At 61.4% G+C, this 17,506-nt stretch carries 16 protein-coding genes; 10 read left to right on the top strand and 6 right to left on the bottom strand.

The features are described 5' to 3' along the window. Positions 1 to 307: 307 nt before the first annotated feature. Positions 308 to 1,300, bottom strand: a complete 993-nt coding sequence (iolG, locus tag AMC88_RS16340) for an inositol 2-dehydrogenase (RefSeq protein ID WP_012484833.1) — start codon at positions 1,298 to 1,300, stop codon at positions 308 to 310. A 198-nt stretch (positions 1,301 to 1,498) separates the two neighbouring features. On the opposite strand from iolG, the gene AMC88_RS16335 reads away from it, so the two are divergent. Next, a complete protein-coding gene (locus AMC88_RS16335; protein ID WP_012484832.1) occupies positions 1,499 to 1,783 on the top strand; it encodes a hypothetical protein in 285 nt (94 codons plus the stop codon). Here the strand turns inward: AMC88_RS16335 and AMC88_RS16330 are convergent, their stop codons facing one another. Next, positions 1,784 to 2,245: a hypothetical protein gene (locus AMC88_RS16330; RefSeq protein ID WP_012484831.1), complete on the bottom strand. Its 462-nt coding sequence runs from the start codon at positions 2,243 to 2,245 to the stop codon at positions 1,784 to 1,786. It lies immediately after the preceding gene. Between the two features lie 149 nt (positions 2,246 to 2,394). Continuing rightward, a complete protein-coding gene (locus tag AMC88_RS16325) occupies positions 2,395 to 3,399 on the bottom strand; it encodes a LysR family transcriptional regulator (protein ID WP_012484830.1) in 1,005 nt (334 codons plus the stop codon). 271 nt (positions 3,400 to 3,670) lie between these two features. Here AMC88_RS16325 and chvE point away from each other — a divergent pair, with 271 nt between their 5' ends. The 8 genes from chvE to AMC88_RS16285 all read left to right on the top strand — a co-directional run bounded on the left by chvE (position 3,671) and on the right by AMC88_RS16285 (position 12,757). After that, positions 3,671 to 4,735: a multiple monosaccharide ABC transporter substrate-binding protein gene (gene chvE / locus AMC88_RS16320; RefSeq protein WP_004668889.1), complete on the top strand. Its 1,065-nt coding sequence runs from the start codon at positions 3,671 to 3,673 to the stop codon at positions 4,733 to 4,735. Positions 4,736 to 4,835: 100 nt separating this feature from the next. After that, positions 4,836 to 6,374: a multiple monosaccharide ABC transporter ATP-binding protein gene (gene mmsA / locus AMC88_RS16315; RefSeq protein ID WP_004668891.1), complete on the top strand. Its 1,539-nt coding sequence runs from the start codon at positions 4,836 to 4,838 to the stop codon at positions 6,372 to 6,374. Next, on the top strand, positions 6,371 to 7,582 hold the full coding sequence (mmsB, locus tag AMC88_RS16310) for a multiple monosaccharide ABC transporter permease (RefSeq protein ID WP_012484828.1): 1,212 nt from the start codon (positions 6,371 to 6,373) through the stop codon (positions 7,580 to 7,582). The genes mmsA and mmsB overlap by 4 nt, the downstream gene beginning before the upstream one ends. 116 nt (positions 7,583 to 7,698) lie before the next feature. Then, positions 7,699 to 8,694, top strand: a complete 996-nt coding sequence (gene araD1, locus AMC88_RS16305) for an AraD1 family protein (protein ID WP_012484827.1) — start codon at positions 7,699 to 7,701, stop codon at positions 8,692 to 8,694. Between the two features lie 68 nt (positions 8,695 to 8,762). Beyond that, the gene (locus tag AMC88_RS16300; protein ID WP_004668895.1) at positions 8,763 to 10,196 is read left to right on the top strand and encodes an aldehyde dehydrogenase family protein; all 1,434 of its coding nucleotides are present in this window, start codon (positions 8,763 to 8,765) and stop codon (positions 10,194 to 10,196) included. A 62-nt stretch (positions 10,197 to 10,258) separates the two neighbouring features. Further along, positions 10,259 to 11,998, top strand: coding sequence for an L-arabinonate dehydratase (araD, locus tag AMC88_RS16295; RefSeq protein WP_012484826.1), 1,740 nt, complete (start codon positions 10,259 to 10,261; stop codon positions 11,996 to 11,998). Positions 11,999 to 12,107: 109 nt separating this feature from the next. Further along, positions 12,108 to 12,350 (top strand): type II toxin-antitoxin system Phd/YefM family antitoxin, encoded by a 243-nt coding sequence (locus tag AMC88_RS16290; protein WP_004668898.1) that lies wholly within the window; start codon positions 12,108 to 12,110, stop codon positions 12,348 to 12,350. Next, a complete protein-coding gene (locus AMC88_RS16285; protein ID WP_010012665.1) occupies positions 12,347 to 12,757 on the top strand; it encodes a type II toxin-antitoxin system VapC family toxin in 411 nt (136 codons plus the stop codon). Before AMC88_RS16290 ends, AMC88_RS16285 begins: the two co-directional genes overlap by 4 nt. Positions 12,758 to 12,863: 106 nt before the next feature. On the opposite strand, the gene AMC88_RS16280 is transcribed toward AMC88_RS16285, so the two are convergent. The 3 genes from AMC88_RS16280 to AMC88_RS16270 are packed head-to-tail and all read right to left on the bottom strand — an operon-like array spanning position 12,864 to position 16,051. Next, positions 12,864 to 13,688 (bottom strand): transglutaminase family protein, encoded by an 825-nt coding sequence (locus AMC88_RS16280; protein WP_012484823.1) that lies wholly within the window; start codon positions 13,686 to 13,688, stop codon positions 12,864 to 12,866. Positions 13,689 to 13,700: 12 nt separating this feature from the next. After that, a complete protein-coding gene (locus AMC88_RS16275) occupies positions 13,701 to 14,642 on the bottom strand; it encodes an alpha-E domain-containing protein (RefSeq protein WP_012484822.1) in 942 nt (313 codons plus the stop codon). After that, positions 14,642 to 16,051, bottom strand: coding sequence for a circularly permuted type 2 ATP-grasp protein (locus AMC88_RS16270; RefSeq protein ID WP_041683734.1), 1,410 nt, complete (start codon positions 16,049 to 16,051; stop codon positions 14,642 to 14,644). Before AMC88_RS16270 ends, AMC88_RS16275 begins: the two co-directional genes overlap by 1 nt. Positions 16,052 to 16,582: 531 nt before the next feature. On the opposite strand from AMC88_RS16270, the gene AMC88_RS16265 reads away from it, so the two are divergent. Further along, a complete protein-coding gene (locus AMC88_RS16265; RefSeq protein ID WP_012484820.1) occupies positions 16,583 to 17,485 on the top strand; it encodes a DMT family transporter in 903 nt (300 codons plus the stop codon). Positions 17,486 to 17,506 lie beyond the last annotated feature (21 nt).

Here is a 17,506-nt window from a genome sequence, read left to right as displayed (position 1 = left end):
CGGGGGGAAGGTGTCCGAAGGGTGGATGGGGGGCCACAACCGCCGACAGAGATTTCTTTAAGTCTCTGTCATAATACTGTTTTAGGCCTTGGAGCAGCTGGTAGCTTGGACCGGCCGGCCTTGTATCCGCGGCCCCCTCATCCGACCCTTCGGGCCCCTTCTCCCCACTGGGACGAAGGGGCCAGGCTCCGTCGAATTCTCCCTTTTCCCTGTGAGGAGGGGTCTTTTTGAGCCTACCCCACAAACGCAAAACGGCCGGGCGTCTGCCCGGCCATCTCATGCATGGCTGCCGGTCGGGAGAGGACCGTCAGCCAATCTTGATCAACCTGCCTTCCTTGACCGACTGCACCGCGGCGTCGGCGAGCGCCAGCGCTGCGAGACCATCGGCGCCCGACGGCGAGATCTTCGAGCCCTTCTCGATCGCGGCGATGAAGGCGGCGATCTCGTTGGCGTAGGCTTCGGTGTAGCGGGTCATGAAGAAGTCATGCAGCGGCGGGCGGGTGTAGCCGTCGCCGTTCGCCACTTCGATCGAGACCGGGCGCTGGTTTTCGGCCGCCGCCATGCCCTTGGCGCCGTGCACTTCGATGCGCTGGTCGTAGCCATAGGTGGCGCGGCGCGAGTTGGAGATGACGGCCTGCTTGCCGGAGGCGGTCTGCAGGATCACCGAGACGCTGTCATAGTCGCCGGCTTCGCCGATCGCCTTGTCGACGAGGACGGCGGCGGTCGCCAGCACCGAGACCGGCTCTTCGCCGAGCAGGAAGCGAGCCATGTCGAAATCGTGGATCGTCATATCGCGGAAGATGCCGCCCGAGCGCTTGATATAATCGACCGGCGGGGCGCCGGGATCGCGCGAGGTGATCGTCACCATTTCGACATCGCCGATCTTGCCGTCGTCGATCACCTTGCGGACCGCCATGAAATGCGGGTCGAAGCGGCGGTTGAAGCCGACCATCAGCTTGGCGCCGGTCTCTTCCACCACCTTGATGCAGGCCTTGACGCGGGCGACGTCGAGATCGATCGGCTTTTCGCAGAAGATCGCCTTGCCGGCGCGGGCGAAGCGCTCGATCAGGTCGGCATGGGTGTCCGTCGGCGTGCAGATGACGACGGCGTCGATATCCTTGGCGGCCTCGATCGCCTCGATGGTGCGGACCTCGCAGCCATAGGCCGAAGCGATCGCTTCCGCCGCTTGCGGAAAGGCGTCCGCGACCGCAACCAGCCTCGCATTGGCGTCGCCGCTGACGGCCTTGGCGTGAACCTTGCCGATACGGCCGGCGCCGAGAAGACCGAATCTCACTGTCATTTCAACCTCCCTTGAATTCGGAACAAATAAACCGAATTACCAAAAAACTGGAATTTTCATTCCATCTTCTCTGCGTCGCGTCAAGCCCGCGGCTCTTTCACATTTGCAAGATTCGAACTAAAGACAAACGCGACACAGGCCATGGGCCATGCGATGCATGCCGGGGGCATGCGTGACTTATCCGACCGCGGAGCAGGAATGCAACTCATCGATCCGAAACATCCGGCATACCAGCGCCTCTGGGTGCGAATTGCCATTGTCGCCGTCTGCTTCGGCTGGGCCGCGGTCGAGATCGTCGGCGGCGATCCTTTCTGGGCGGTGCTTTCTGCCGCGGCAGGCGCCTATGCCTTCTATATGCTGTTCTGGACCTTCAAGCCCCAGCCGGAGGCCGCATCGCCGGCGGCAGCACCCGACGCCGACGACGAGGAAGAGCCTGCAGCGCCGGCCGCGGAAACGCCTTCGAAGGACGGGCATGCGAAGTAATCAGCGCAATCGGCGCAGCGCTTCGTCGATCAGGAGATTGGCGAGCATCATCCGCTTCGTCGCGTTGTCGCGGAAGGGCAGGGCGACGCCGTCGGGGTGGTTCAGGCGGGCAAAGGCGCGGCGCTTGTCGCTCAGCGTCATCGGCGTATCGGCCGCCGAGATCGCCAGTTCGGCGGCAACGTCCTGCGGCGTCGTGCGGCTGAGATGATCCGGCATGACCGGTGCGGGCGCAGCGACCGGCTTTTCCGTAAGGTGCGCGGCGGCAGCGAGATCGAGATGGTCGAAATAGGCCTCGCCGACGCGGTGTGCGGCGACCGAGATACCCTGCATCACGTCGAAGGCGAGCCCGGTGCTGAGGCCGGAGACGCGGTGGACGGCTGGCGCTTCGGCGTCTTCCACCGTCTCATCCTCCGCCTTCAGCCGCTCGAGGACTGATTGAAACACCGACTGTCCGAACAGCATCCCGTTCCCTCAAGAGCCATCGGCCGTCTTCGAATGACGGAAGTGCTCTATTTTTTTACGCAATTTCCGGACGCAGAAACGCGGCGCATTCTGCTGGAATTGCTCCAGCGCCTATTAAGGCCGGCCAAGATGGCGCCGGCCTTGCGTGGCTATCGCGCCTGCTTCAGGCTTTCCTCCAGGATGATATCGTAGAGCAGCCTCGCGCTCGGGGGCAGTGCCCGCTCCCTCGCCGCGATCAGGCTGTAGGGCTTGACGTTGATGTCGAAATTGATCGGCAGCACGCGCACGTCGGAGGCCTTGGCGCCCTGGCTGGCCAGGAAATGGGCGACGTCGACGGCGACGGGGGCGATCGCATCGGTCTCGCAGATGATGGCGCAAGTGAGCAGCAGCGAGGAGGTGTTGACGATATTCTCCGGCAGCGCCACGCCTTGCGACAGGAAATAGTCCTCGATCGTCCGGCGCAGGAGCGTGCCCGGCGGCTGGAACACCCAGTCGTAATCCCTGACGTCTGCAAGGCTACTCACCTTCTGCTTTAACAGCGGATGGCTCTTGCGCACGATCAGGCATGCCCGCTCGATGCCGATCTCCGTCACCTCGAACAGGCGCGGGTTGAGGTCATCGGGGATGCGGCCGATGATGAAGTCGTGGCGGGCCGCGAGCAGTTCACGGGCGAGCACGTTGCTGGTCTCCACCTGGATGTTGATCTCGATGCCGGGATAGGCCTTGCGCACCTTGTTGATCGCCGGCACGACGAGGCTCATGGCCGGCGCCGTTACCGCGCCGATAAAGACCGAGCCGCCCTTGCCGCTCTTCAATTCACCGATCTCGCGGCTCGCCTCGCGCAGTTCCAGAAGGATCTTGCGGGCGCGTCTCGCGAGGGCCGCGCCGAAGGCCGTCAGCACCACGCCGCGAGCCACCCGCTCGTAGAGCTGAGTCTTGGTGATTGATTCCATTTCGGACAGCATGCGCGACGCGGCGGGCTGCGAGATGTTGAGGACTTCCGCGGCTGCGGAAATCTGTCCGCTATCTTCGATTGCGACGATCATGCGCAGGTGATTCAGCTTAAGTCCTGCCCGTAAAAGGCTGTCGTCGCCGAAATTGTCGCTATGGATATCGACGTGATCCATGGAAATGGGCTCTGAAACGATCGTCATGGTTGCAGCCTCCCCGCTGCGCTCCATCAAAAGTAATACTTTTTAACGATATACCAAAATTGTTATGCACTTTACCACTTATTCTATTTGACAGTTATAGGAATCCATACCAGTTTGCCGCCGTGTGCTGGTTGGCACTCAACACGTGTGAGATCGTGGAGGAGACCTACTTCGTTTCTCACCATCTGAAGTAACTATCCAATACGGAACCTGCCACAGTTTCGGGGCGGGCGGTTTTCCGTCCGCTGCTCTATTAACAAGGGAGAGAGAAATGAAATCCATTATCTCATTGATGGCTGCGGCTGCCTTCGGCGTCGCTTCGTTCGTTGCACCGGCTATGGCCGCCGACAAGGGCACTGTCGGTATTGCCATGCCGACCAAGGCTTCGGCCCGCTGGATCGACGACGGCAACAACATCGTCAAGCAGCTCCAGGCTGCCGGTTACGGCACGGACCTGCAGTATGGCGACGACGACATTCCGAACCAGCTTTCGCAGATCGAAAACATGGTCACGAAGGGCGTCAAGGTTCTCGTCATCGCTTCGATCGACGGCACCACGCTTTCCGACGTTCTCCAGAAGGCTCACGATGCCGGCATCAAGGTCATCGCTTATGACCGTCTGATCCGCGATTCGGGCAACGTCGACTACTACGCCACCTTCGACAACTTCCAGGTCGGCGTTCTCCAGGCCAACTCCATCGTTGACGGCCTCGGCCTCAAGGACGGCAAGGGCCCGTTCAACATCGAACTCTTCGGCGGTTCGCCGGACGACAACAATGCCTTCTTCTTCTATGACGGCGCAATGTCCGTCCTGCAGCCCTACATCGACTCGGGCAAGCTCGTCGTGAAGTCCGGCCAGACCGGCATGGACAAGGTCGGCACCCTGCGTTGGGATCCGGCAACGGCCCAGGCCCGCATGGACAACCTGCTCTCGGCTAACTACACCGACGCCAAGGTCGACGCCGTCCTGTCTCCCTATGACGGCCTCTCGATCGGCATCATCTCCTCGCTGAAGGGCGTTGGTTACGGTACGGCTGCCCAGCCGCTCCCGATCGTCACCGGTCAGGACGCTGAAATCCCGTCGGTCAAGTCGATCATCGCTGGCGAACAGCACTCCACGATCTTCAAGGACACCCGCGAACTCGCCAAGGTCACGGTTGCCATGGTCGATGCGGTCATGTCCGGCAAGGAGCCTGAGGTCAACGACACCAAGACCTACGACAACGGCGTCAAGGTCGTTCCGTCCTATCTGCTGAAGCCGGTTGCCGTCGACAAGACCAACTACAAGCAGATCCTCGTCGACAGCGGTTACTACACCGAAGACAAGCTGAAGTAAGAAGTTAAGCAGGAGGCCGGAGCCCGCGCTTGCGGGTTCCGGTCTTCGATTTTATGATCGCCAGGCCGCTCGGCGGCTGAAGGCGCTGGAACTTTTGACTATGGACAATACCATCCTCGAAATGCGGAGCATCACCAAGACGTTCCCGGGCGTCAAGGCGCTGGAGAACGTGAACCTCAAGGTTCGCAAGGGTGAAATTCACGCATTGGTCGGCGAAAACGGGGCCGGCAAATCGACCCTGATGAAAGTCCTATCGGGCGTCTATCCGACCGGAAGTTATGAAGGCGACATCGTCTATGAAGGCGAGACGCGCAACTTTAGGGTCCTGAAGGACTCCGAAGAAATCGGCATCGTCATCATTCATCAGGAACTGGCGCTGGTGCCGTTGCTGTCGATTGGAGAAAATATCTTCCTCGGCAACGAAAATGCCAAGAGCGGCGTCATCAGCTGGGACGAGACGTTCAACCGCACCAAGCAGCTGCTCAAGAAAGTGGGCCTGTCGGAATCTCCGAACACGCTGGTCACCGACATCGGCGTCGGCAAGCAGCAGCTCGTCGAGATCGCCAAGGCGCTGTCGAAGAGCGTCAAGCTGCTCATCCTCGACGAACCCACTGCTTCGCTCAACGAAAGCGATTCCGACGCGCTGCTCAATCTGCTGATGGAATTCCGCAACCAGGGCATCACGTCGATCATCATCTCGCACAAGCTGAACGAGATCCGCAAGGTCGCCGACCAGATCACCGTGCTGCGTGACGGCATGACGGTCAAGACGCTCGACTGTCATGCGGACGAGATCAGCGAAGACATCATCATCCGCAACATGGTCGGCCGCGATCTCGAGGATCGTTACCCCCCGCGTTCGGTGCCGATCGGCGAAACCATTCTCGAAGTGAAGAACTGGAACGCCTATCATCAGCAGCACCGCGACCGTCAGGTTCTGCACAATATCAACGTCACCGTCCGCAAGGGCGAAGTCGTCGGCATCGCCGGCCTGATGGGGGCAGGGCGCACCGAATTCGCCATGAGCCTGTTCGGCAAATCCTACGGCCACAAGGTGTCGGGCGAAGTGCTGATGCACGGCAAGCATGTCGATGTCAGCACCGTGCGCAGGGCGATCGATGCCGGTCTTGCCTATGTCACCGAAGACCGCAAGCAGCTCGGCCTCGTGCTCAACGACACGATCCTGCACAATACGACGCTCGTCAATCTGAAGGCGGTGTCGAATGCGTCGGTCATCGACAGCGTCAAGGAATCGCGGGTCGCGACCGACTATCGCTCGAAGCTGCGCATCCGCTCTTCCAGCATCTTCCAGGAAACGGTCAACCTGTCCGGCGGCAACCAGCAGAAGGTGGTGCTGTCGAAGTGGCTGTTCTCCAATCCCGATGTTTTGATCCTCGACGAGCCGACGCGCGGCATCGACGTTGGCGCAAAATACGAAATCTATACTATCATCAACCAGCTCGCGGCAGACGGCAAAGCCGTTCTGATGATCTCGTCGGAAATGCCGGAACTGCTCGGCACGTGCGACCGCATCTACGTCATGAATGAAGGACGGATCGTTGCGGAACTGCCGAAGGGAGAAGCGAGCCAGGAAACCATCATGCGCGCCATCATGCGCTCAGGAGAGAAGAAACAATGACGCCGATCAATCAACCCATCACTGAGCAGGGGCGTGTCGTCTCCATCGGCGACTATGTTCGCGGCAACATCCGGGAATACGGCATGTTCATCGCGTTGATCGCGATCATGGTGTTCTTCCAGATTTCGACCGGTGGCGTTCTCTTCCGTCCGCTCAACCTGACCAACATCATTCTGCAGAACTCGTTCATCGTCATCATGGCGCTCGGCATGCTGCTGGTCATCGTCGCCGGCCATATCGATCTTTCGGTCGGCTCGGTCGTCGGCTTCATCGGCGCCATCGCCGGCGTGATGACGGTGCAGTGGCACATGAATTACGTGCTGGCGGGTGTCGTCTGTCTGGCTCTCGGCGCGCTGGTCGGCGGCCTGCAGGGCTATTTCGTCGCCTATCACAAGATCCCTTCCTTCATCGTCACGCTCGCCGGCATGCTCGTCTTCCGCGGCCTGACGCTGTTCGTCATGACAGCGTCGGGAACCGGCACCAGCATCGGTCCCTTTCCGCCGGAATTCCAGCTGATCAGCATCGGCTTCCTGCCGAATCTGTTCGATATGGGCGGCATCAACTCGACCTCGATCATTCTGACCGTGATCGGCGCCCTCGCCCTCTTCTACATGGCATGGCGCAAGCGGCTGTCGAACGAGCGGCATGGCAACGACGTCGAGCCCATGGGCTTCTTCCTCGCCCAGAACATCATTGTCGCCCTCGCCATTCTGGGGCTCGGCCTCCAGCTGTCGATCTATCGCGGCTTCCCGAACGTGCTTGTCGTCATGCTGGCCCTGGTTGCCGCCTACGCCTTCATCACCCGTCGCACGACGATCGGCCGGCGTATCTACGCCATGGGCGGCAATGAGAAGGCGACTAAGCTTTCCGGTATCAACACCGAGCGGCTGACCTTCCTGACCTTCGCCAATATGGGTCTGCTCGCCGGTCTCGCGGGCCTGATCGTCGCGCTGCGCCTCAACTCGGCGACGGCCAAGGGCGGTTTCGGCCTCGAGCTCGACGTCATCGCCGCCTGCTTCATCGGCGGCGCGTCGGCCCAGGGCGGCGTCGGCAAGGTGACGGGTGCAGTCATCGGCGCGCTGATCATGGGCATCATGAACAACGGCATGTCGATCCACGGTCTCGGCACCGACTCGCAGCAGATGGTCAAGGGTGCGGTGCTTCTCGCTGCCGTGTTCTTCGACGTCTACAACAAGAACAAGGGCTGAGCGCTCAAGCGCAGCCCCGGCATTCGCAGTCATATGAATGATGGATTCCGGCTCCTGATGGAGCCGGACAGGCGGAGCTTTTCCTGAAGCTCGCCGGAACGAGAAGGATCGAAGTCGTGCTTATTTCCCAGATCAAGGATGCCAACGGAGAGATCGTCGTCGCCGTGCGCGAGCCGGGCGGCGCAGCCAGGTCGGTCAAGAATGCCGGCAGCGTCTATGCGCTGGCGATGGAAGCCGCCGATGGCGGCAAGTCGCTGGCCGCAGTCATCGAGGCGCATGGCTACGGCGAAACCGTCGATCTCGAACAGGCTTATGCGGACGGCCGCTTCCTGCCGCCGATCACCCATCCGGATGCTGCCCACCTGCATCTGACCGGCACCGGCCTGACGCATCTGGGTTCGGCCGCCACTCGCGATTCCATGCACAAGAAAACCACCGAGGCGGCCGAGGAAACGCTGACCGACTCGATGAAGATGTTCAAGATGGGCCTCGAGAACGGCAAGCCGAAATCAGGCGAAAAGGGCGTGCAGCCGGAATGGTTCTACAAGGGCAACGGCTATGGTGCGGCCGCCCCCGGCGCGCCGCTCGTTTCGCCCTCCTTCGCGCTCGACGGCGGCGAAGAGCCTGAAATGGCTGGCATCTACGTCATCGCCAAAGACGGAACGCCGTTCCGCATCGGCTTTGCCCTGTCGAACGAGTTTTCGGACCACGTCACCGAACGGATGAACTACCTCTATCTGGCCCACTCGAAATTGCGCCCGGCCGCCTATGGTCCGGAAATCCGCATCGGCGCCGCCCCCGACGATATCCGCGGCACATCGCGCATCAAGCGCGGCGACAAGGTGATCTTCGAAAAGCCGTTCCTGTCGGGGGAGGCGAACATGTCGCATACCTTCGCCAATCTGGAATACCACCATTTCAAATACGGCCTTTTCCGGGTTCCAGGCGATGTGCATGTCCATATGTTCGGCACGGCGACCCTTTCTTTCGCCGAGGGCGTCAAGACCGATGAAGGGGACGTCTTCGAGATCGAAGTCGCCGAATTCGGCCTGCCGCTGCGCAACCCGCTGAAGGTGGCCGCCGAGGAAGAGATTTCCGTCAAGCAGCTCTAATTTTCGAGGCCTGGCTGCGTCCGCGACCGGGCCGTGTTTGTAAACGGTAAAGGAGGCTTGTTCAGCCCATGACCATTTATCAAAACCTGATCGCCGGCGAATGGGTCGGCACGAACGCGACGAAGAACATCAACCCGTCCGATACGAACGAAGTCGTCGGCCTCTATGCCGACGGCAGCGCCGAAGACACCAAAAACGCCATCGCCGCCGCCAAGGCCGCCTTCCCGGCCTGGTCGCGCTCGGGGATCTGGGAACGCCATGTCATCCTGAAGAAGACCGGCGACGAGATCATGGCGCGCAAGGACGAGCTCGGCGCGCTGCTCGCCCGCGAGGAGGGCAAGACCCTGCCGGAAGCGACCGGCGAAGTCATCCGCGCTTCGCAGATCTTCGAATTCTTCGCAGGCGAAGCGCTGCGGCTTGCCGGCGAGGTCATCCCGTCGGTGCGCCCGAACATCGGCGTCGAGATCACCCGCGAGGCGCTCGGCGTCATCGGCATCATCACGCCCTGGAACTTCCCGATCGCCATTCCGGCCTGGAAGATCGCGCCGGCGCTCTGCTACGGCAACACCATCGTCTTCAAGCCGGCCGAACTGGTGCCGGCCTGCTCCTGGGCGATCGTCGACATCCTCAACCGCGCAGGCCTGCCGAAGGGCGTGCTGAACCTCGTCATGGGCAAGGGCTCGGTCGTCGGTCAGGCGATGCTGGAAAGCCCCGATGTTGCCGGCATCACCTTCACCGGCTCCACCGGCACCGGCCGGCGTGTCGCCGCCGCCTCCATCGAGCATAACCGCAAGTTCCAGCTGGAGATGGGCGGCAAGAACCCGATGGTCGTGCTCGACGATGCCGATCTTTCCGTCGCTGTCGAAGCCGCCGCCAATTCCGGCTTCTTCTCCACCGGCCAGCGCTGCACCGCGTCCTCGCGGCTGATTGTCACCGAAGGCATTCACGACAAGTTCGTCGCCGCATTGACCGAGAAGCTGAAGACGCTGGTGGTCGACAACGCGCTGAAGGCCGGCACCCATATCGGCCCGGTTGTCGACGAGCGGCAGCTGAAGACCGATACCGACTATATCGAGATCGGCAAGAACGAGGGCGCCAAGCTCGCCTTCGGCGGCGAGGTGATTTCCCGCGAGACGCCCGGCTTCTACCTGCAGCCGACGCTGTTTACCGAAGCGACCAACCAGATGCGGATTTCGCGCGAAGAGATCTTCGGACCTGTCGTCTCGGTGATCCGGGTCAAGGATTACGACGAGGCGCTGGCCACCGCCAACGACACGCCGTTCGGCCTTTCGGCCGGTATCGCCACGACCAGCCTGAAGCATGCGACGCATTTCAAGCGGAATGCCGAGGCCGGCATGGTCATGGTCAACCTACCGACGGCAGGCGTCGACTTCCATGTGCCATTCGGCGGCCGCAAGGGTTCGTCCTATGGTCCGCGCGAGCAGGGCAAATATGCGAGCGAATTCTTTACCGTGGTCAAGACGGCCTACACCCTGGCTTGAGACATAGCCGATGACCCGGGCCGTACGAGGCGGCCCGGCAATTCACCTGAAGGACAGAGAAAATGAAAAAGAAAGCGGAATGGCCGCGCAGGCTGAGGTCGCAGGAATGGTATGGCGGCACGAGCCGCGACGTGATCTATCATCGCGGCTGGCTTAAGAACCAGGGTTATCCGCACGACCTGTTCGACGGCCGGCCGGTGATCGGCATCCTCAACACCTGGTCGGACATGACCCCGTGCAACGGTCATCTCAGGGAACTCGCCGAGAAGGTGAAGGCGGGTGTCTGGGAGGCCGGCGGCTTCCCACTTGAGGTGCCGGTGTTCTCGGCCTCCGAAAACACCTTCCGCCCGACCGCGATGATGTACCGCAACCTCGCCGCACTCGCCGTCGAAGAAGCGATCCGCGGCCAGCCGATGGACGGCTGCGTGCTGCTGGTCGGCTGCGACAAGACCACGCCGTCGCTGCTCATGGGTGCCGCCTCTTGCGATCTGCCGTCGATCGTCGTCACCGGCGGGCCGATGCTAAACGGCTATTTCCGCGGCGAACGCGTCGGCTCCGGCACGCATCTGTGGAAATTCTCCGAAATGGTGAAGGCCGGCGAGATGACGCAGGCCGAATTCCTCGAAGCTGAAGCTTCGATGAGCCGCTCGTCGGGCACCTGCAACACGATGGGCACCGCTTCGACGATGGCGTCAATGGCCGAAGCGCTCGGCATGGCGCTGTCCGGCAATGCTGCCATCCCCGGCGTCGATTCCCGCCGCAAGGTCATGGCGCAGCTCACCGGCCGGCGGATCGTGCAGATGGTCAAGGACGATCTGAAGCCTTCCGAGATCATGACGAAGCAGGCTTTCGAGAACGCCATCCGCACCAATGCGGCGATCGGCGGATCGACCAATGCCGTCATCCACCTTCTCGCCATCGCCGGCCGCGTCGGCATCGATCTTTCGCTCGACGATTGGGACCGGTGTGGTCGCGACGTCCCGACGATCGTCAACCTGATGCCGTCGGGCAAGTACCTGATGGAAGAGTTCTTCTATGCCGGTGGTCTGCCTGTGGTGCTGAAGCGCCTCGGCGAGGCCGGCCTCCTGCACAAGGACGCGTTGACGGTCTCCGGCGAAACCGTCTGGGACGAAGTCAAGGACGTCGTCAACTGGAACGAAGACGTCATCCTGCCCGCCGAAAAGGCGCTGACCTCGTCGGGCGGCATCGTCGTGCTGCGCGGCAATCTCGCGCCGAAGGGCGCGGTGCTGAAGCCTTCGGCCGCCTCGCCGCATCTCCTGGTGCACAAGGGCAGGGCAGTCGTGTTCGAGGATATCGACGACTACAAGGCCAAGATCAACGACGACAATCTCGACATCGACGAAAACTGCGTCATGGTCATGAAGAACTGTGGGCCGAAGGGCTATCCCGGCATGGCCGAAGTCGGCAACATGGGACTGCCGCCGAAGGTGCTGAAGAAGGGCATCCTCGACATGGTGCGCATTTCCGACGCCCGCATGTCCGGCACGGCCTATGGTACCGTCGTGCTGCACACCTCGCCGGAAGCGGCGGTCGGCGGCCCGCTCGCGGTCGTGAAGACCGGCGACATGATCGAGCTCGACGTGCCGAACCGTCGTCTGCATCTCGACATTTCCGACGAGGAACTGGCGCGGCGGCTTGCCGAATGGCAGCCGAACCACGATCTGCCGACGTCGGGCTATGCCTACCTGCACCAGCAGCACGTCGAAGGCGCCGACACCGGCGCCGACCTCGACTTCCTCAAGGGATGTCGCGGAAACGCAGTCGGCAAGGACAGCCACTGACGAGGCGAACTTTGAAATTGAAGGCGGGGCATTGCCCCGCCTTCTTCTTTTGAGCTTGAACGATGGGGAATGGCTATATATTTTGTATATGTGTACAGGAGATATGGCCATGTATAAGACGGTCGGCGCAGCCGAGTTCAAGGCGAAATGCCTGAACCTTATCGACCAAATGCAGAACGACGACGAAGCCATTGTGATCACCAAGCGTGGCAGGCCGGTTGCCGTTCTTTCACCGGCACGCGATCCGAACCAGCGGAGGAGTATTATCGGTGCGATGAAGGGCAGCGTCCTGCGTTATGACGATCCGCTGTCCCCGGCCGCCGAGCCGGAGGATTGGGACGCCATCCGTTGATCGTCATCGATACCCATATCCTGGTCTGGGCGATGCAGGACGATCCACGCCTGGGGGCGCAGGCCCGGCGCGTCATTGATGAGATAACGGAGAAAAGCCGGATTCTGATTTCGGCGATTACGCCTTGGGAAATCGCGATGCTTGTGCAGAAAGGACGTCTGGCGCTCGGCGATGATGTCGGGCGATGGATCGATAGTGCGCTGGCTCTGCCGGGGCTTGACCTCGCACCGATTGAGCCTTCCATCGCCGTAGATAGCGTTAGATTGCCAGGTGCGTTTCATGCCGACCCCGCCGACCGCCTCATCGTCGCCACGGCTCGGCATCATCGCGTGCCGTTAATGACGGCCGATCAGGCGATCCTCGGCTATGGTGCGCGCGGCCATCTCCAGGTTCTCTCAGCAGATTGATTGCTGCCTGGGTGTGGAGTTTAACGTGCCGGAGCATGTCGAAAAGCCGGATGCGCCGATCGCCGGCTCCCCAGCCGGTCACGGATTCACAGTAGGCCGATGTCGCTCAGCTCTGGCTCTGGCTTTGCATCTGTCCGCCATTCTCGACCTTGACGGTCACCGAGAGAGTCTCACCCGGCGTGCCGATGCGCATGCCGGAGATCGGCGCGGCGTCGCGGTAGCAGAGGCCGGAGGCGACCCTGACGTAGCGGGCATCCGGGCAAATCTCATTGGCCGGATCGAAGCCGACCCAGCCGAGGCCGGGAATATGGGCCTCGGCCCAGGCGTGGGTCGCCGCCTGTTCGATCTTTTCCTCCATCATCAGATAGCCGGAGACGTAACGGGCCGGGACCTGCAGGGCGCGGGCGGCGGAAACGAAGATGTGCGCGTGATCCTGGCAGACGCCGCTCTTCTTCTCCAGCGCCTGTTCGGCCGTCGTCGCGGCATTGCTGGTGCCGGGCTTATAGTCGACCGTCTCATGGATTGCCGCCATCAGCGCATGCATGCGGGCAAGCGCGTTGTCGCCGCCGACGCTCTTGACGAGTTCCTTGATGAGCTTGCCGCCTTTGGTCAGCGGCGTCTCGCGCAGGAAGAGCCAAAGCGGGCAGAAGCCGGTGTGCGGGCCGGTGACGCCGTTATTGTCCACCGTCTCGACCTCGCCCTCTGCCAGGATGCGCGTCATGTGCTGCGCGCCCTCCAGCGAGACCAGATTAACGTGGTTGCCGTACTGGTCGTCATACTCCACCTCGGGCGTGGCGCCCTCGACGTTCAGCGACCATCCAAGCACCTTCTGGGCAGCGGTTGTCGGCGGCGTCAGCCTGAGGCGCTGCAGCGAGAACTGCGCCGGTTCGTCGTAGCGGTATTCGGTGAGGTGGCTGATCTTCAGTCTCATGGTCTGATCCGCTTATACGTAAAACCGGTAGCCGTCGGAAATCTCCGCGCCGAGCTGGTTGTTGCGCGAGACGAAGTCTTCCAGGAATTCGTGCAGACCCTGATCCATGATGTCGCGGATCGCCCGCGTCTGCAGCGTGGTGCGGATGGCATCGGCCGTGTCGTGGGCAGGCAGCCGCGCCTCGTAATCCTGGGCGAGATAGCCAAGATTGCTGACGATCTTCTCGTAGCAATAGGCAAGCGAACGCGGCATCTGGACGTTCAGCGTCAGGAAGTCGGCGATGTTCATCGCCCGGTATTCGCCGTCATAGGCCCAGCTATAGGCGCGGTGGGCGGAGACCGAGCGCAGGATCGATTCCCACTGCACGTTGTCGAGGGAGGAGCCGACCGCCGAGACGGAAGGCAGCAGCACGTAATATTTCACGTCGAGGATGCGACTGGTATTATCAGCCCGCTCGATGAAGGTGCCAATGCGGGCAAAATTATAAAGCTCGTTGCGCAGCGTCGAGCCATGGAAGGCGCCGCGGATGAGGCCGGCGCGACGCTTGATGACGTCGATCACTTCAGGCAGGTCGGCTGCTTTCACGCGTTTTTCGAGCAGGGCTTTCAGTTCGATCCAACATTCGTTGGTCGCTTCCCAGGTCTCCCGCGTCAGCGCGGTGCGCACCATGCGGGCGTTGTTGCGGCCGGACTCGATGCAGGACATCACGCTTGACGGGTTGGCGCGATCCCGCAGCAGATAGTCGATCGCTTCGGCGTTCGTCAGTTTCGTGCGGCTTTCGTCATAAGCCTCGCGCACGCCGGCACTTTGCAGCACGCCGTCCCAGTTGTCGTCGCCAGCGCTGCTGCGGGTCAGCGACATGCGCAGTCCGGCGTCGACCAGGCGGGCGATATTTTCGGCACGCTCGATGTAACGGAACATCCAATAGAGGCCGTTTGCAGTTCTTCCGAGCATCAGTCCTCCAATACCCAGGTGTCTTTGGTGCCGCCGCCCTGGCTGGAATTGACCACCAGAGAGCCCTGCTTCAGCGCCACGCGGGTGAGCCCGCCCGGAATGATTTGAACCTTGTCGGACACGAGCACATAGGGGCGCAGGTCGACATGGCGCGGCGCAATGCCCTTGTTGACGAGGATCGGCACGGTGGAGAGCGACAGCGTCGGCTGGGCGATGTAATTGTTCGGCTTGGCTTTCAGTTTCTCGGCGAAATCGGCGCGTTCCTTCTTCGACGCCGTCGGGCCGACCAGCATGCCGTAGCCGCCGGAGCCGTGCACTTCCTTGACGACCAGCTCCTCCAGATGCTCCAGCACGTATCTCAGGCTTGATGCCTCCGAGCAGCGCCAGGTCGGCACGTTTTCGAGCAGCGCCTTGCTACCGGTGTAGAATTCGACGATCTCCGGCATGTAGGAGTAGATCGCCTTGTCGTCGCAAATGCCGGTGCCCGGCGCATTGGCGATGGTGATGTTGCCGGAGCGGTAAACGTCCATGATTCCAGGAATGCCGAGAGCCGAATCGGCCCGGAAGGTCAGCGGATCCAGGAAGTCGTCGTCGACGCGGCGGTAGAGCACGTCGATCGCTTCGTAACCGCGGGTCGTGCGCATTTTCACCTTGCCATCGATGACCCGCAGATCGGAACCTTCGACCAGTTCGACGCCCATCATGTCGGCTAGGAAGGAATGCTCGTAATAGGCGGAATTGTAGATGCCGGGCGTCAGCACCGCGACGCGCGGCTTGCCGCTGCAGCCGGGAGGCGCGAGCGAGGCGAGGCTCTGGCGCAGCAGATAGGGATAATCCTCGACGCGCTGCACCTTGTTCTCATGGAAGAGTTCCGGGAACATCTGCATCATCGTTTCCCGGTTTTCCAGCATGTAGCTGACGCCGGACGGCGTGCGGGCATTGTCCTCCAGCACATAGAACTGGTCCTCACCGGTGCGCACGATGTCGGTGCCGACGATATGGGTGTAGACGCCGCCGGGCGGGCGGAAGCCGATCATTTCGGACAGGAAGGCGACATTGTTTTCGATCAGCTCGCGCGGAACGCGGCCGGCACGGATGATCTCCTGCTTATGGTAGATATCGTCGAGGAAGGCGTTGAGCGCGATCACCCGCTGTTCGATGCCCTGGGCGAGCTTGCGCCATTCGCGGGCGGAGATGATGCGGGGAATGATATCGAAGGGGATGAGTTTTTCGGAACTATCGGCGTGGCCGTAGACTGCGAAGGTGATGCCGGTCTTTCGGAAGATGTTTTCCGCATCGCGGGACTTGGCAATCAGATGCGACCGGTCTTGGCTGTTGTACCACTCGAAATATTTTTCATAAGGCGGGCGAGGACTTTCGTCCCCGGTAATCATTTCATCAAATGCCAAAGGTGCGGCTCCCCTTTTTTGTTCATTTGAATACAACGCAAATTGCAATGCAAGAACCATGCACAGTTCGGAGAAAAGATTTTGCGTTGCGGGAAAGAGGGGATTTTCGGGTGTTTGCGGGGATGGGGCAGCGGATGGGACTGGTTGTTCCGTAAAAATTGCTCAAAATATGAGCAGTCGGTGGTTTTTCGCTCAGCCGATATGAGGAGGCGCGGCCTTTCCGCTTGCTCCCTCATTCCTGTGCCTGTCACAGGAATCCAGCCACGGCGCGTCTGCGCCGTGATAACTTCTATGGTTAAGAGAGTCTCTCGCTTCCAAGGACTTGGGCGCGCTGGATCCCTGTGACGAGCACAGGGATGAGGGTGGGAGGGGATGCGTCGGCGACCCTTCCGGCCCGTATGCATAGTGTCGAGGTGCCGACGGTTGTCCCAACCATCAGCCAAATTTCAAATAAGCATCAACGCTTCGCCTTTGACTGCGACCGTCGGCTGCAGGTATCAGCACGGCGAACTCTTTCCGCCGAGCAGCCCCATGTCCCTCGACCGCTTCGCCCCCGCCGTCTTCGTTTTCCTCTGGTCCACGGGCTGGGTGGTGGCGAAATATGCGGCGCTGCATTCCGAGCCTTTCACCTTCCTTTCGATACGTTACGCGCTGTCGGCCCTGGCGTTCCTGGCCTTCTGCCTGGCGAGTAGGGCGCAATGGCCGAAAAGCCGGACGACGTGGCTTCGCGCCGTCTATTCCGGTTTCTTCCTGCATGGTTTCTATCTCGCCGGCCTCTGGTGGGCGATTGCCAATGGCGTGCCGGCCGGCATATCGGGCATCATCGCGGCGCTGCAGCCGTTGTTGACGGCAATGGCGGCTCCGTTTCTCGTCGGCGAACGGTTGCAGCAGACGCAGAAACTCGGCCTTGTTTTCGGCTTCATCGGCATTGCCATCGCCATTTCGCCGAAACTCCTCGATCCGGCGACATCGGATCTCACACATGCGGCGCTGCCGCTGGCGATCAACCTCATCGCCATGGGGTCGGTCACCTACGGCACGCTCTATCAAAAGAAACACCTGCAGTCCGGCGATCTCAGGTCGATCGCAACGCTGCAATATGTCGGGGCGTTGTTTCTCACCCTGCCGCTTTCGCTGATCTTCGAACATCAGCAATTCGACGGCACCGCGCAGGCCTTTGCCGCGCTGATCTGGTCGGTCTTCGGACTGTCGATGGGCGGCGTCGGGCTGCTGCTTTATCTGATCCGCCGGGGGCAGGTTTCCCGCGCCGCCTCGCTGATCTATCTGATGCCGCCAGCCGTCGCGTTCGAAGCCTTCATAGCTTTCGGGGAACCGCTGACCGTGCCGTTGATTCTGGGCACAGTGATCGTGGTCGTCGGTGTCTATCTGACCAACCGCAAGGCGGTCGAACGCCGCAGGCCGGTGGAAGCCTAGAAGACAAAAAGGCCGGGTTTC

This window comes from Rhizobium phaseoli, assembly GCF_001664385.1.
In the GTDB taxonomy this organism is placed as follows: Bacteria; Pseudomonadota; Alphaproteobacteria; order Rhizobiales; family Rhizobiaceae; genus Rhizobium; species Rhizobium phaseoli.
This window is presented reverse-complemented; position numbering and strand designations above follow the sequence as displayed.

Coding starts and splice junctions, on each gene's coding strand:
- iolG (WP_012484833.1), bottom strand. CDS start 1,300: ATGACAGTGAGATTCGGTCTTCTCGGCGCCGGCCGTATCGGCAAGGTT.
- AMC88_RS16335 (WP_012484832.1), top strand. CDS start 1,499: ATGCAACTCATCGATCCGAAACATCCGGCATACCAGCGCCTCTGGGTG.
- AMC88_RS16330 (WP_012484831.1), bottom strand. CDS start 2,245: ATGCTGTTCGGACAGTCGGTGTTTCAATCAGTCCTCGAGCGGCTGAAG.
- AMC88_RS16325 (WP_012484830.1), bottom strand. CDS start 3,399: ATGACGATCGTTTCAGAGCCCATTTCCATGGATCACGTCGATATCCAT.
- chvE (WP_004668889.1), top strand. CDS start 3,671: ATGAAATCCATTATCTCATTGATGGCTGCGGCTGCCTTCGGCGTCGCT.
- mmsA (WP_004668891.1), top strand. CDS start 4,836: ATGGACAATACCATCCTCGAAATGCGGAGCATCACCAAGACGTTCCCG.
- mmsB (WP_012484828.1), top strand. CDS start 6,371: ATGACGCCGATCAATCAACCCATCACTGAGCAGGGGCGTGTCGTCTCC.
- AMC88_RS16300 (WP_004668895.1), top strand. CDS start 8,763: ATGACCATTTATCAAAACCTGATCGCCGGCGAATGGGTCGGCACGAAC.
- araD (WP_012484826.1), top strand. CDS start 10,259: ATGAAAAAGAAAGCGGAATGGCCGCGCAGGCTGAGGTCGCAGGAATGG.
- AMC88_RS16290 (WP_004668898.1), top strand. CDS start 12,108: ATGTATAAGACGGTCGGCGCAGCCGAGTTCAAGGCGAAATGCCTGAAC.
- AMC88_RS16280 (WP_012484823.1), bottom strand. CDS start 13,688: ATGAGACTGAAGATCAGCCACCTCACCGAATACCGCTACGACGAACCG.
- AMC88_RS16275 (WP_012484822.1), bottom strand. CDS start 14,642: ATGCTCGGAAGAACTGCAAACGGCCTCTATTGGATGTTCCGTTACATC.
- AMC88_RS16265 (WP_012484820.1), top strand. CDS start 16,583: ATGTCCCTCGACCGCTTCGCCCCCGCCGTCTTCGTTTTCCTCTGGTCC.